Origin of the sequence: Burkholderia sp. GbtcB21, from assembly GCF_019091065.1 — a bacterium.
GTDB lineage: Bacteria > Pseudomonadota > Gammaproteobacteria > Burkholderiales > Burkholderiaceae > Burkholderia > Burkholderia pyrrocinia_C.
This window is the reverse complement of record NZ_JAGXKA010000005.1, coordinates 288,606-302,753: the sequence shown is the minus strand read 5'-3', so window position 1 is coordinate 302,753 and position 14,148 is coordinate 288,606. Positions and strand designations below refer to the sequence as shown.

Sequence of the window (14,148 nt, the reverse complement as noted above, 5' to 3'; positions counted from 1 at the left end):
CTGTCCAACACTGTTTGCGCGCACCAAACAATTTCCGACCGACGCGGAGCCCTGACCCGATGGATCGATTCGACGCAATGCAGGCGTTCGCCCGCGTAGTGGAAGCCGGCAGCTTCACGAAGGCGGCCGAGACGCTGCACATGAGCCGCACCACCGTCACGCAACTGGTGCAGCAGCTCGAAGCGCGGCTTCGCGTGAAGCTGTTCAACCGTACGACGCGCAAGGTCGTCGTCACCGCCGACGGTGCCGCGTACTACGAGCACGTGGTGCGGCTGCTGGCCGACATGGACGATGCCGAAACGAGCCTGTCCGCCGCGTCCGCGTCGCCCCGCGGGCGGCTGCGCGTGGACGTGCCGAGCCCGTTCGCGCGCCTGATCCTGATCCCCGCGCTGCCCGCGTTCCATGCTCGCTATCCTGACATCCAGCTCGACATGGGCGTGAGCGACCGCGTGGTGGACGTGATCGGCGAGAACGTCGACTGCGTCGTGCGCGGCGGCGAACCGGCCGACCGCTCGCTGGTCGCGCGTCGCGTCGGCGACCTGCGGCTCGGCGTGTATGCGTCGCCTGCCTACCTCGCGCGCGCCGGCACGCCGTCGCATCCGGCTGAACTGGAAGACACGCATCACCGGATCGTCGGCTTCCTGTGGGCGCGTACCGGCAAGGCGCTGCCGTTTGCGATGGAATGCGACGGCGAGCGCGTCGACGTGCGCGGGCGCTACGTGCTCGCGGTCGACGACGGCAACGCATACCTCGAGGCCGGCCTCGCCGGGCTGGGCATTCTGTGGCTGCCCGACTACATGGCTGCCGCGCATCGCGAGCGCGGCGAACTGGTGCAGCTGTTCGACGCGTGGCAGCTCGAACCGATGCCGATGTACGTCGCGTTCCCGCCGAACCGGCACGTCAGCGCGAAGCTGCGCGTCTTCGTCGACTGGATCGCCGACCTGATGGCGCAGCATGCGCCGGTCGCGAACCGGCGTCGCGGCGGCAGCGGTTCGCGCGACACGGGCAAGACCGTGGCGACCTGAGTCGCTCATAAACGGCCGCACATAAAAAAACCCGCGCAACATGCGCGGGTTTCGACGAGTTGGCGCGGAAACGCCGACGACTCAGGCGGTCAACGCAGTTAGCGCCTCATCGGTGAGCCACAGCGATTCCTGCAGATCCTGCTCGTTGAGGTTCAGGCCGTCGCCGCCCCGGTCGACCACGATGAAATCGCTGACGCCGCCGAGTGCGATCAGCGGGTGATGCCACACGCCCTTCGCATAGTTGACGCCCTGCCAGCCGCTCGTCACGAACGCGCGGATCTTCGCCGGATCGAGATCGCCCGCGGGCGCCACGACGACGAGATACGGCTGGTCGTTCAGTGGCACGAATGCCTGGCTGCCGAGCGGGTGCCGCTCGAGCATCTTCACTTCGAACGGCAGCGTGCGCGGCTGGCCTCGAAACAGGTTGACGAGCGTGCGGCCGTCTTCGTCGCTCACATCGACTTTCGCGAGATCGTGAAAGCGGATCGTCGTGCCGAGATTGATCGGGATCTGCTTTGCTCCTTCCGTCTCGATCACGTCGCCGAACGGCGCGAACGCTTCCTTGGTCAGCGGTTCGATAACAAGCGTCTTCATTTGTCGAGCGTCCCCCACAGACGCAGGCGCGACACGCCGCCGTCCGGAATGATGTTCAGTCGCACGTGCGTGACGGGGCCGAGCGACGCGATGTCGGCTTCGAAGTAGTGCTGCTTGTCCATCTGCAGCTTCTGTTCGCCGAGCAGCACCGGCCAGAACATCGACTGCGTGATCAGCGAGCTGTCGGTGCCGCCCGACACATAGGCAGCCTGGATCGAGCAGCGATCCGGGTAGTTGCCCTTGAAGAACGCGGTATCGACTTCGATCTTGCGGATCACGCCCGGCTGCGCGAGCGCGATGATCGCCCAGTCGTTGCCCGGCTCGCGGCGGCGGCGGGTTTCCCAGCCGTCGCCCATGTTCACACCGCGGCCCGGCAGCAGCAGGTTCGACGCAACGCCGAAGTGCTGGTTGTTCGCGGCCACGACGTAGCCGCCGTTTTCCATCGCCGCGAGATCGAACTGCTCGGTTGCGCTCGCGCCGGCCCAGTCGAGCTGCGGCTGGCCGTACACGCGCAGGCGCGCAATGCCGCCGTCCGGATAGATGTTCACGCGCAGATGCGTGAATGCACGTGCATCGCTCGCTTCGACGTAGTGATGACTGTTGCCCTGCAGCGTCGTCGACGGCACGACCTCGACCCACTCGGTCGCATGCGTCGGCGCGCCGTCGGCCACGAAGGCGGCCTCGATCGACGCGGCCGGCGGGAAGTTGCCGGTGAAGTGGCTCGTGTCGATGTCGAAGCCCTTGATCACGCCCGGGCGCGCGAGCTTGACGATGCACCAGTCGTAGCCCGTCGTGCGCTTGCGGCGCGTTTCCCAGCCGTCCATCCACTTGCCGTGGTCGTCGTATTTGCCGGGAATGAACACGGCCGGCTCGGGGTTCAGCATCCGGTCCTTCGGCGCGAAGAAATCGTCGCTGGCTTCGAGCGCCTGCGCACCGAGACGCGGGTCTGCAAGATTCACGTAGCGCCGCGTGAATTCGGGTGCGTTGGGATCGAGAAGCGGAACAGCCATGATATTTCCTTGTTTCAGTGATGCGATCCGGCCGCCGCGACGCAGCAGGCCGTATTGCGGTGTCAGGCGTCGATCAGGTCGTCGAGGCGGAAGCGCGCGATCCGGTAGATCTGGTCGAGGCTCGCGCGCAATTCCTCGGCGCGCGAATGATTCACGCGCGACTCGAAGTTCGCGATGATGCCGTGCCGGTCGTAGCCGCGCACCGCGAGGATGAATGGGAAGCCGAACTTCTCGCGATACATGCGGTTCAGCGTCAGCAGCTTGTCGAACTCTTCCTGCGTGCACTGGTCGAGGCCCGCGCCGCTCTGCTCGCGCGTCGACTCGGCCGTCAGCTCGCCGCGCACGGCGGCCTTGCCGGCCAGCTCCGGGTGAGCGTTGATCAGCGCGAGCTGGCGCGCTTCTCCGCCCGTTTCCACCGCGCCCGACATCGTCTTGTGCAGCGCGTCGATGCTCGCGAACGGCCGCTCGCCCGCGGCGACCTCGGCCACCCACGGCGAATGTTCGAAAATCCCCGACAGCGCCGCGACGAATGCGTTCGGCGCCATCGTGTTCAATTGATTCAACGTGTAACGCATCGCCTTCATGCTTTCCCTTCGTTTCGATGATTGGGCTGATACGGATGATGTTCACGCCAGTGACGCGCGATATCGACACGGCGCGTCACCCATACGCGATCGTGCCTCTCGATGTGATCGAGGAACCGCTGCAGCCCGCGGAACCGGCCCGGCCGGCCGAGCAGCCGGCAGTGCATGCCGATCGACAGCATCTTCGGCGCCTCGTCGCCCTCTGCGTACAGCACGTCGAACGCGTCGCGCAGATAGTCGAAGAAGTGATCGCCGGTGTTGAAGCCTTGCGGCGTCGCGAAACGCATGTCGTTCGTGTCGAGCGTGTACGGCACGATCAGTTGCGGCAGCGTGCCGCCGCCCGACACGGCGACGTCCATCCAGAACGGCAGGTCGTCGCCGTAGTTGTCGGAGTCGTACAGGAAGCCGCCGTATTCCGCGACCAGGCGGTGCGTATTGGGGCTGTCGCGACCGGTATACCAGCCGAGCGGGCGCTCGCCCGTCACGCGCTCGATCGCCTCCATCCCGAGACGCATGTGTTCGGCCTCGAGTTCGGGCGTCATGCTCTGGTAATGGATCCAGCGCCAGCCGTGGCACGCGATCTCATGGCCGAGTTCGACGAACGCGCGCGCGAGCTCCGGGTGACGCTCGATCGCCATGCCGACGCCGAATACCGTCAGCGGCAGCCCGCGCTTCTCGAATTCGCGCAGGATGCGCCACACGCCGGCCCGCGAACCGTATTCGTAGATCGACTCCATGCTCATGTGGCGGTCCGGATACGCGGCCGCGCCGACGATTTCCGACAGGAACTGCTCGGAGCCCGGATCGCCGTGCAGCACGCAGTTCTCGCCGCCCTCCTCGTAGTTCAGCACGAATTGCACGGCGACGCGGGCGCGCCCCGGCCAGTTCGCCTGCACGGGATGGCGGCCGTAGCCGATCAGGTCGCGAGGATAGTTGGGATCGAGTGACATGGTTCGAAGTGCCGCGAAGGTTTCGCTGAAATAATGGGTTCGCATCGACCGCGCGGGTGCCGCAGGCCGGCCGCGCGGGCCGATGCGTTGACGGCCCAGTGTAGCGAAAACGTCCAGACGCGCCCATACAGCGGCGCAGATAGTGCATGTCAGACGGTGTGTATGTGCGGCTGCGGCAAATTCGGGGCGGGTTCCGCCGCCTCCCCGTCCGGCGGGCTGAAGCGGGCGAATGCGCCGTCATAGCGCTTCGGCAGCGGCCGCGCGTAGTCGCCGCGCTTCGCGGTCGCGAGGCGCAGCGCAACGAGCGCCTCGGCCCACTTGACGGCCGCCGTGACGCCCTCGACCACCGGCGCGCCGATCTGCTGCTCGATCTCGTGCGCGAATTCGGCCATCCCCGCGCAGCCGAGCACGATCGCGTCCGCGCCGTCCTCGTCGAGCGCGCGCCGGCATTCGTCGACGATGATCCGGCGCGCGGCCGAGCCCGGCCGGTCGAGTTCGAGCACCGCGACGTCGGTCGCGCGCACGTTGCGGCAGAACCGCTTCATCCCGTAGCGTTCAGCCAGGTGCCATGCCATCCCGCAGGTGCGCGCGAGCGTCGTGACGACCGAGAAGCCGGGAGCGAGCACGCTCGCCGCATGCATCGCGGCCTCGGCGATGCCGATCACCGGCCCGCGCGCGAGCTCGCGCGCCGCGTAGAGGCCCGGATCGCCGAAGCACGCGATCACGTATGCGTCGCAGCCGTCGCGCTCGCCCTGCGCGATCTCGGCGAGCAGCCCGGGCGTCGCGAGCGCCTCGTCGTAATACCCTTCGATCGACGGCGGCCCCATCGGCGGGCTCACCGCGACGATCTCCGTGCCCGCGGCCGCGACGTCGCGCGCGCAGCGGCCCATCGCGTCGGTCATCCGCTGCGTCGTATTCGGATTGATCAGTCGGATCTTCATCGCATGCTCCTCAGGCCTTCGCGCTCACGAGCAGCCGGTAGAACACGAAGCCGAGCCCCGCGCCGATGAACCACGAGAAGTTCGCGACGCCCTGCCAGCCCGGCACCATCACGCAGGCGACCGCGATCACCGCGGCCGGCAGCAGCGCGGCGAGCGCACGGCGGTTCACGCCGCCCGTGTACCAGTAGGTGCCGCTCTCCGACATCGTGTACAGGTCGTCGCGCACGAGCCGGCCGCGCTTGACGAGATAGAAGTCGGCGATCAGCACGCCGTACAGCGGGCCGATGAACGCGCCGAGCACGTCGAGCGTGTAGTGGATCACGGCCGGGTTGTTGAACAGGTTCCACGGCGTGATGAAGATCGACGCGACGGCCGCGAGCATCCCGCCCGCGCGCCAACTGATCAGGCGCGGCGCGACGTTCGAGAAATCGAACGCGGGCGATACGAAGTTCGCGACGATGTTGATGCCGATCGTCGCGATCGTGAACGTCAGCGCGCCGAGGATCACCGCGGTCGGATGGTCGATGCGGCCGACCGTCTCGACCGGATCGGTGATGAGTTCGCCGAACACCGGCAGCGTCGCTGCCGTCGTGATCACCGTGACGAGCGAGAACGCGAGGAAGTTGACGGGCAGCCCCCAGAAATTGCCGCGCTTCACTTCGCCGAACGAGCGGCAGTAGCGCGAGAAATCGCCGAAGTTCAGCATCGGCCCGGAGAAGTACGACACGACCAGCGACACGGCCGTGATCATCACCGGGATCACTTCCGCGCCGTGATACTTGACGCCGCCGAGGTTGATGCCGATGTTGCGCCAGCCCGCGCGCCACACCATGTAGCCGGCGAGGATGAACATCACGACATAGACGGCCGGGCCCGCGAAGTCGATGAACTTCTTGATCGTCTCCATCCCGTTCCAGAACACGAACGCCTGCAGCACCCACAGCAGCATGAACCCGGCCCAGCCGACCGCGGACAGCCCGAGGAAGCCGTAGCGATGGACGTCCGCATACGGCAGCCATTGCGGAAAGAACTTCAGCACGACGATCACCAGCGCGCTCGAAGCGAGATAGGTCTGGATGCCGTACCACGCGATCGCGATCAGCCCGCGGATCACTGCCGGCACGTTCGCGCCGAGCACGCCGAACGTCGCGCGGCACGCGACCGGATACGGCACGCCGATCTGCTGGCTCGGCCGCGCGATCAGGTTGCACAGCACGTTCACGAGGCCGATCCCGACGATCAGCGCGATCAGCACCTGCCAGCTCGTCAGCCCGAGCGCGAACAGGCTGCCCGCGAACACGTAGCCGCCGACGCTGTGCACGTCCGACATCCAGAACGCGAAGATGTTGTACGAGCCCCATGTCTGATTCTTCAGGGGTGCCAAATCTTCGTTGTACAGACGTTCGCTGTAACCGCCCGGCAGCGTCGGATCGCCGCCCTCGCCGCCTTCTTCCGCCGGATAGGCGCTGTCGTGCGCCACACTGAACTGAGCCATGACTTCTCCTTGACGCGGCCGAGGCCGCTCCACTGTCATCGTTACCGCTCCGGATCGTCGCCCGGAGTCGGACCAGCGGCCCGCGGCGGACACCGCAGGCCTGCATTGCTCTCGTTCTGTGGCGCGCGGCCGGGTTCGCGTCGCCGCTCAGGCGCCGCCGAACACTTCGCGCAGATCGACCTGCCCTTGCGCGGGCCGGTCCAGCATCTTCAGTTCGACATGCTGCAGGTGGCGCGCCATCAGCGTCACCGCCCGCTTCGGATCGCCCGCCTCCAGCGCGGCGAGGATCTCGTCGTGGTCGTCGCACGAACACGGGCTGCGCCCGTGCGATTCGTACAGTGCCGACATCAGCGTCGAGCGTGCGACGAGCCCCTCGAGGCACTCGCTGAGCGTCGCATTGCCCATCAGCGTGGCGAGCGCCGTATGGAATTCGCCCGACAGCCGGATCCATGCCGCGAAGTCGTGCCGCTCGAACGCCTTGCGTTCCTTGTCGATCAGCGCGGCGACGCCCTTCAGCCGCTTCGCGCCGGGCCCGGTCGCGAGCCGCTCGACCACGGCGAGCTCGATGATCCGGCGCATCTCGAACACCTCGTGCACGTCCTGCAGCGTCGGGCTCGCGACGAACGCACCGCGGTTCGGCTCGAGCTCGACCAGCTTGTCGGTCGCGAGCTGCGCGAGCGCCTGGCGGATCGTCCCGCGCTTCACGCCGAACACGTCGCAGAGCTGCGCCTCCGTCAGCTTCGCGCCGGGCGCGAGCCGATGCTCGAGAATCGCCGTGCGGATCCGCTCGGCGATCGCTTCGGGACTGGCGGCACCGGACGGGTGGGAATCGGGCTCGTTCATGATCTGCATCGTGTGATGGTCCTCATCCTAGGATGGACATAAAGATTGTCAACAATTCTTTTCCGACATTTCGCACAATCGGCGTGCACGGACACGACTCCAATCGGTGCAGGATGCGCGAAATCCATGCACAACAAGCCTGAGTGCCATGACAGAGGCCGTCTCGTCGTATACCCTCCCGGCCATTTTGTTGACAAAACTGGTGCAAAATCCGGCGACGATTCTGTCGACGTCAGCCGAAATTTTTGACCGTTAGTTGCACAATTACGTAAAGAAAAAGGCGGAGAACCCGCCTTTCGATCGACCGCGCCCGCATCAGCCGAGATGCGGATAATCGGACAACGTGAGCCGGAAACCGTGCGCATTCGCGACCAGTTGCGCCTGCGCGCCGAACGGCAGCGTCAGCAGGTCGGGCACGTGGCCGAACTGCAGGCCCGTGACGACCGGAATACCGACCACCTCGCGCACCTGGTCGATCATCGCCTGCATGTCGTAGCCGTTGTCGTACTCGAACGTCCGCGCGCCGGTGAACTGGCCGAGCACGAGCGCCTGCTGGCGCGCGAGCAGGCCCGACAGGTGCAGTTGATAGATCATCCGCTCGATCCGGAACGGCTGTTCGTTGACGTCCTCGATGAACAGGATGCCACCCTCGATGTCGGGCATGTAAGGCGTGCCGACGAGCGACGTGAGGATCGCGAGGTTGCCGCCCCACAGCGTGCCCGTCACGTTCATGGTCTGCACCTGCGGTGCTTCGGCGATGATCGTCGTGCTCGGCTGCGTCAGCGTCTGCCAGAAGTGTTGCATCGTGAAGTCGCTCGGCGTTTCCGCGCCGAAATCGGCGGAAAGCATCGGGCCGCCGAACGTCTTGATGCGCGCCTTCGCGTACAGCGCGAGCTGGATCGCCGTGAAATCGCTGTGGCCGACGAGCGCGACCGGCTGGTCGCGCAGCCTGCGCTCGAGCCCGCGATAGTCGAGCCCGTGCAGGATCCGCGCGGCACCGTAGCCGCCGCGCACCGCGAGCGCAATGTCCGGCAGCGGCCGCTCCGGATCGGCGAGACGGTTCAGGTCGCCTGCCCGCTCGCCGTCGGTGCCGCCGAAACGCTGGAAGCGCCGCTGCGTCGCCTCGATGTTCTCGATGCGCTGCTGCGCGGTGCTGAGGCGTTCGAGCGCGCGATTGATCGCGTCGGGATCGTGCGGATAACCGGACGGCGCCAGCAGGCGGATGGTGTAGGACGCGGCGGGCTGGAAGGACATGGCGAAAGGTGTCGGGTCGTCAAACCTGCTTAGAGGGTCCGAACCGTCTTCGGTTCAGCGGAACCGTGCGCGCCCGGGGCGACAGGCGCGGCCGGCGCGACTATGACGCGCCGGATTCGGCGTCGCGGGCCAGCCGTGCTTCGCGCAACGCGCGACGGCGCTCGGCGAAGAACGACTTCAGCGCGGCGCCGCACTCGTCGGCGAGCACGCCGCCGGTCACTTCGGTATGGTGGTTGAGCTGCGGATTCGCGAACGCGTCGATCACGCTGCCGCATGCACCCGTCTTCGGATCGGCGGCACCGTAGACGACCCGCGCGATGCGCGCGTGCATGATCGCACCCGCGCACATCAGGCACGGCTCGAGCGTCACGTACAGCTCGCAGCCGGGCATCCGGTAATTCTGCAGATTTTGCGCGGCCATGCGCAGCGCCGCCATTTCCGCATGGGCCGACGGGTCGTGCCCGCCGATCGGATGATTGAAGCCGCGTGCGATCACTTCGTCGCCGCGCACGAGCACCGCGCCGACCGGCACTTCGCCGGCCGCGCGCGCCTCTTCCGCGGCGGCCTGCGCGAGCCGCATGAAATGCAGGTCGCGCGCCGATACGGGTGCGGTTTCGGAAATAGGAGACTGTGCGGCGGGTTCAGCGGCCGCGTCGGCCACCGATCGGGCTGCGTCGTGCAGCGCGTCGGACGTCACATCGGCCCCGTTTCGGCGGGCGCCTCGTCGAGCCCGCGCTCGCACAGGCGTTCCGCGATGCGCCGGCAGTAGTCGCGCGGCATCACCATCGGGCCGCCGCGCAGCGATTCGAGCGCCATGTCGAGCGCCAGGATCTTCGCCTGCAGCCGGCAGCGCGCGGCGCGGTCGCTGACCGCCTGCACTTCGTCATGCAGGTTGCGCAGCGCGCGCAATTGCTCGACAGCCGGCGGCACGAAGCCCGCGTTCTTCAGGATACGGTTGGCCACCCGCACCTCCTCGGGCACGAGCAGGTCGTCATCCAGCGCCTGCGGCGCGCCGGTACCCGGCAAATCGTCGAACTCGCCCCGCGCGGCGGCGGCGGCAATACGTTGTTCGACCAGGGCGTCAAGCAATCTCATCAGTCAATGGGAACAATGCGGCAGGCCGAATTCTAGCAGGGTGACGCGGGTATGACAGGCCCTTCGAATACATGCTCGATATTGTGCTTTTAGGGGCCGAATCGTGACGCATGCGCGCCGATCGGCGCCAGTTGCCGGTCTGCTGCGCCGCAGCGGGCGAAGCGCCGTCCGGGCACCGGCAAATGCAGGCGGTGTCGGGCCCTGATTTCTATCTGCGGCGGTGCGTTCCGGGCGTCGCCAATCCGGCGAAACGGACACCGCCCCACTTCCGCTGCCGGGTCACGCGGCCACCGTTTCCGGCCGTGCTTTCGCAAACGGGCGAAACATCATCGCGATCAGGAACGCACCGAGACCGATCGCGAACGAACCGAGGTACAGCCAGCCGTAACCGCCGAACGTATCGACGATCAGGCCGCCGGCAACGGGCCCCGCGGCCATGCCAAGGCTGCCGGCCATCGCGCTGCCTCCGATCACGGTGCCCATCATCCGCAGCGGGAAGTTCTCGCGCGCGAGCACCGAATACAGCGGCATCACGCCCGCATAGATGAAGCCGAACAGCGTCGCGACCGCGTAGAACCCGTCCAGCGTGCGCACGAAGTAGTAGCCGAGCGCGCCCAGCGCCTGCGCGAGCAGCCCGGCCACCAGCATGCGCTTCGCGCCGACACGGTCGCCGAGGAGCCCGAACACGATCCGGCCGCCCATGCCCGCGAGCCCTTCGACGCTATAGATCGACACCGCGACGATCAGCGGGATCCCGCACGTCACCGCGTAGCTGACCGTATGGAAAATCGGACCCGAGTGCGTCGCACAGCAGAAGAAATTGGTCAGCAGCAGCACCATGAACTGCGGCGAGCGCAGTGCGTCCGCGACCGACATCGCCGCGGGCGCGCCGGCAGGCGCAGGCGCCGCGTGCGCACGGTCGAGCGCGGGCGCCCGGCGCACCAGCAGCGACACAGGGATCATCACGACGGCCGCCAGCGCGGCGACGAGCAGCATCGACGTGCGCCAGTCGTGCGTCGACACGAGCCACGCGGCCAGCGGCGACATCGTCATCGGCGCCATCCCCATGCCGGCCGAGACAAGCGACACCGCCAGGCTGCGGTGCGTGTCGAACCAGCCCGTCACGCACGCCATCATCGGCGCGAACACCGCGGCCGTCGCACTGCCGACGGCAAGGCCGAAGGTCAGCTGGAACGCGAGCAGCGACGGCGCTCGGCTCGCCAGCGCGAGGCTCGCCGACAGCAGCACGGCGCCCGTCACGACGACCGCGCGCGTGCCGATCCGGTCCGACAGGCTGCCCCACCCCATGCTCGCGAAGGCCATCGCGATGAAGCCGAGCGTCATCGCGCCGGAAATGCCGGTCATCGACCAGCCCGTGTCGCGCGCAATCGCGCGCAGGAACACCGGCAGCGAAAACATCGCGCCGATCGCGATGCAGCCCATCAGGCCGCCCGCGGCGACGATCACCCAGCGGTATCGGGAATCCGGCATTTGGCGTCTCCTTGTTCGTTTCGGCAATCCTCGGGAACCGCGCGCCTGCTGCGCCGCGCGGCGGCCTGCCCGGCTGTCGCATCGACGCTGTCGCGAACCCGGTCGACATGGATACGACGAGCGACGCATCGGGAAATCGACATGTGCGGCGCACGCGCCGGCGATTTTTTGGATTGTCAGCCGATCCGCGCGGCTGGCAACGGGCGGATCGTTCGAACACCGAACGCAGGAGCGCCCCTCCGGCCCGCCGCCCCGCTTTTCCGATTTCGGAAAGTCGAAATCAGAAATGGTTGGTTTGGACGCACGATCGCGCTGGCTACACTCGGACCATCTTGTCATAACAAGTTGACCGATGCCTCCAACCAACGTCGTCCCGCTGTCGGCGGCCCCGCTCTACGTGCAGATCAAGGACACGCTGCGCGCGCGCATTCTCGACGGCACCTATGCGCCGCACCGCCGGATGCCGTCCGAGCACGAACTCTGCGCGATGTTCGACGTCAGCCGCATCACGGTGCGCCAGGCGCTCGGCGACCTGCAGAAGGAAGGCCTGCTGTTCAAGCTGCACGGCAAGGGCACGTTCGTGTCGAAGCCGAAGGCGTTCCAGAACGTGACGTCGCTGCAGGGGTTCGCCGAGGCGATGTCGTCGATGGGCTACGAGATCGTCAACCAGTTGCGCAGCTTTCGCACCGTGAAGGCCGATCGCCATCTCGCGACGAAGCTGAACGTGCCGGAAGGCGCGCCGCTCGTCGAGATCCATCGCGTGCGGCTGCTGAACCGCGAGCCCGTGTCGCTCGAACAGACCTGGGTGCCCGAAGCGCTCGGCAAGCGTCTTGCGGGCACCGATCTCGCGACCCGCGACATCTTCCTGATCCTGGAAAACGACTGCGGCATCCCGCTCGGTCATGCCGACGTGTCGATCGACGCGATCCTCGCCGACGACGAGATCGTCGACGCGCTGCACGTCGAGGAAAGCAGCCCCGTGCTGCGCATCGAGCGCCTCACGCACGACGCATCGGGCGCACCGATCGACTACGAATACCTCTACTTCCGCGGCGACGCCTTCCAGTACCGGTTGCGCATCGACCGGCAGAAGGCGCGCAAACCTGCAAGGAACCCGAAATGAATACCCATCTGCACGAATACGACGTCGTCGTGGTCGGCGGCGGCACGGCCGGCCCGATGGCGGCGATCAAGGCGCAGGAACGCGACCCGTCCCTGCGCGTGCTGCTGCTCGAAAAAGCCAACGTGAAGCGCAGCGGCGCGATCTCGATGGGAATGGACGGACTGAACAACGCGGTAATCCCCGGGCATGCGACGCCCGAGCAGTACACGCGCGAGATCACGATCGCCAACGACGGCATCGTCGACCAGGAAGCCGTGTACGCGTATGCGACGCACAGCTTCGCGACGATCGAACAGCTCGACCGCTGGGGCGTGAAGTTCGAGAAGGACGGCACCGGCGACTATGCAGTGAAGAAGGTCCATCACATGGGCTCGTACGTGCTGCCGATGCCGGAAGGACACGACATCAAGAAGGTGCTGTACCGGCAACTGAAGCGCGCACGCATCGCGATCACGAACCGGATCGTCGCGACGCGCGTGCTGACCGACGCGCACGGCCGCGCGAGCGGCGTACTCGGCTTCGACTGCCGCACCGCGGAGTTCCACGTGATCCGCGCGAAGGCCGTGATTCTCTGCTGCGGCGCGGCCGGCCGGCTCGGGTTGCCGGCGTCGGGCTACCTGATGGGCACGTACGAGAACCCGACCAATGCGGGCGACGGCTACGCGATGGCCTATCACGCGGGCGCCGCGCTCGCGAACCTCGAATGCTTCCAGATCAATCCGCTGATCAAGGACTACAACGGCCCTGCATGCGCATACGTGACCGGGCCGCTCGGCGGCTTCACCGCGAACGGCCGGGGCGAGCGCTTCATCGAATGCGATTACTGGAGCGGCCAGATGATGTGGGAGTTCTACCAGGAACTGCAAAGCGGCAATGGCCCCGTGTTCCTGAAGCTCGACCACCTCGCGGAAGAAACGATCCGGACCATCGAGCAGATCCTGCATACGAACGAGCGGCCGAGCCGCGGCCGCTTCCATGCGGGGCGCGGGACCGACTACCGCAGCCAGATGGTCGAAATGCACATCTCCGAGATCGGCTTCTGCAGCGGCCACAGCGCGTCGGGCGTCTACGTGAACGCACGCGCGGAGACGACCGTGCCCGGGCTCTACGCCGCCGGCGACATGGCCGCCGTCCCGCACAACTACATGCTCGGCGCTTTCACGTACGGCTGGTTCGCCGGGCAGAACGCGGCCGACTACGTGGCCGGCCGCGACCATGCACCGGTGGACGACGAACAGGTCGACGCCGAACGTACACGCGTGTTCGCCCCGCTGTTACGCGAGCGCGGCCTGGCGCCGGCGCAGGTGGAATACAAGCTGCGCCGCATGGTGAACGACTATCTGCAACCGCCGAAGGTGACGCGCAAGATGGAAATCGGGCTGCAGCGTTTTGACGAGATTACTGAGGATATCGAAGAAATAAAGGCGAGCCACCCTCACGAACTGATGCGCGCGGCCGAAGTGCGGGCGATCCGCGACTGCGCCGAGATGGCCGCGCGCGCGTCGCTATTCCGCACCGAGAGCCGCTGGGGGCTGTACCACCATCGCGTCGACTATCCGCACCGCAACGACGCCGAATGGTTCTGCCATACGTGGCTGCACAAGGATGCCTACGGCGCGATGCGCAGCGAGAAGCGGCCGATCGAGCCTTACATCGTGCCGCTGGCCGACGACGAACGCGGCGCCTACGCGCATCTGCGCATCCGTGAACCGGCCGCGCTCGCGGCCGCTCTCTGAGGAGCCT

At 66.9% G+C, this 14,148-nt stretch carries 14 protein-coding genes; 3 read left to right on the top strand and 11 right to left on the bottom strand.

Translation table 11 applies throughout. The features are described from left to right. Positions 1–59: 59 nt before the first annotated feature. Positions 60–1,025 (top strand): LysR family transcriptional regulator, encoded by a 966-nt coding sequence (locus tag KVT39_RS14680; protein WP_217589428.1) that lies wholly within the window; start codon positions 60–62, stop codon positions 1,023–1,025. An 81-nt stretch (positions 1,026–1,106) separates the two neighbouring features. Here KVT39_RS14680 and KVT39_RS14675 read toward each other — a convergent pair whose 3' ends face one another. The 11 genes from KVT39_RS14675 to KVT39_RS14625 all read right to left on the bottom strand — a co-directional run bounded on the left by KVT39_RS14675 (position 1,107) and on the right by KVT39_RS14625 (position 11,282). Continuing rightward, the gene (locus KVT39_RS14675) at positions 1,107–1,619 is read right to left on the bottom strand and encodes an ureidoglycolate lyase (protein WP_034181159.1); all 513 of its coding nucleotides are present in this window, start codon (positions 1,617–1,619) and stop codon (positions 1,107–1,109) included. Further along, the gene (gene alc / locus KVT39_RS14670; RefSeq protein WP_034181158.1) at positions 1,616–2,629 is read right to left on the bottom strand and encodes an allantoicase; all 1,014 of its coding nucleotides are present in this window, start codon (positions 2,627–2,629) and stop codon (positions 1,616–1,618) included. Before alc ends, KVT39_RS14675 begins: the two co-directional genes overlap by 4 nt. 62 nt (positions 2,630–2,691) lie before the next feature. After that, entirely contained in the window at positions 2,692–3,213 is a 522-nt protein-coding gene (uraD, locus tag KVT39_RS14665; protein WP_217589426.1) for a 2-oxo-4-hydroxy-4-carboxy-5-ureidoimidazoline decarboxylase, read from the bottom strand. Then, entirely contained in the window at positions 3,210–4,163 is a 954-nt protein-coding gene (gene puuE, locus KVT39_RS14660; protein WP_217589424.1) for an allantoinase PuuE, read from the bottom strand. The genes uraD and puuE overlap by 4 nt, the downstream gene beginning before the upstream one ends. Before the next feature lie 149 nt (positions 4,164–4,312). Then, complete coding sequence (locus KVT39_RS14655; protein WP_217589423.1) at positions 4,313–5,104, bottom strand: aspartate/glutamate racemase family protein; 792 nt, start codon at positions 5,102–5,104, stop codon at positions 4,313–4,315. 10 nt (positions 5,105–5,114) lie between these two features. Further along, complete coding sequence (locus tag KVT39_RS14650) at positions 5,115–6,599, bottom strand: NCS1 family nucleobase:cation symporter-1 (protein WP_034181154.1); 1,485 nt, start codon at positions 6,597–6,599, stop codon at positions 5,115–5,117. Between the two features lie 147 nt (positions 6,600–6,746). Continuing rightward, on the bottom strand, positions 6,747–7,451 hold the full coding sequence (locus KVT39_RS14645; RefSeq protein ID WP_034181153.1) for a GntR family transcriptional regulator: 705 nt from the start codon (positions 7,449–7,451) through the stop codon (positions 6,747–6,749). A 306-nt stretch (positions 7,452–7,757) separates the two neighbouring features. After that, positions 7,758–8,696: a muramoyltetrapeptide carboxypeptidase gene (ldcA, locus tag KVT39_RS14640; protein ID WP_131948653.1), complete on the bottom strand. Its 939-nt coding sequence runs from the start codon at positions 8,694–8,696 to the stop codon at positions 7,758–7,760. A gap of 100 nt (positions 8,697–8,796) precedes the next feature. Next, positions 8,797–9,393 (bottom strand): tRNA adenosine(34) deaminase TadA, encoded by a 597-nt coding sequence (gene tadA / locus KVT39_RS14635; RefSeq protein ID WP_181152213.1) that lies wholly within the window; start codon positions 9,391–9,393, stop codon positions 8,797–8,799. Next, positions 9,390–9,791 (bottom strand): DnaJ family domain-containing protein, encoded by a 402-nt coding sequence (locus KVT39_RS14630; protein WP_034181150.1) that lies wholly within the window; start codon positions 9,789–9,791, stop codon positions 9,390–9,392. The genes tadA and KVT39_RS14630 overlap by 4 nt, the downstream gene beginning before the upstream one ends. Before the next feature lie 279 nt (positions 9,792–10,070). Beyond that, complete coding sequence (locus KVT39_RS14625) at positions 10,071–11,282, bottom strand: MFS transporter (RefSeq protein ID WP_105390479.1); 1,212 nt, start codon at positions 11,280–11,282, stop codon at positions 10,071–10,073. 352 nt (positions 11,283–11,634) lie between these two features. On the opposite strand from KVT39_RS14625, the gene KVT39_RS14620 reads away from it, so the two are divergent. Together KVT39_RS14620 and KVT39_RS14615 are read left to right on the top strand one after the other, a co-directional pair. After that, complete coding sequence (locus tag KVT39_RS14620) at positions 11,635–12,405, top strand: GntR family transcriptional regulator (protein ID WP_175749936.1); 771 nt, start codon at positions 11,635–11,637, stop codon at positions 12,403–12,405. Further along, complete coding sequence (locus KVT39_RS14615) at positions 12,402–14,141, top strand: fumarate reductase/succinate dehydrogenase flavoprotein subunit (protein WP_217589422.1); 1,740 nt, start codon at positions 12,402–12,404, stop codon at positions 14,139–14,141. The genes KVT39_RS14620 and KVT39_RS14615 overlap by 4 nt, the downstream gene beginning before the upstream one ends. Positions 14,142–14,148 lie beyond the last annotated feature (7 nt).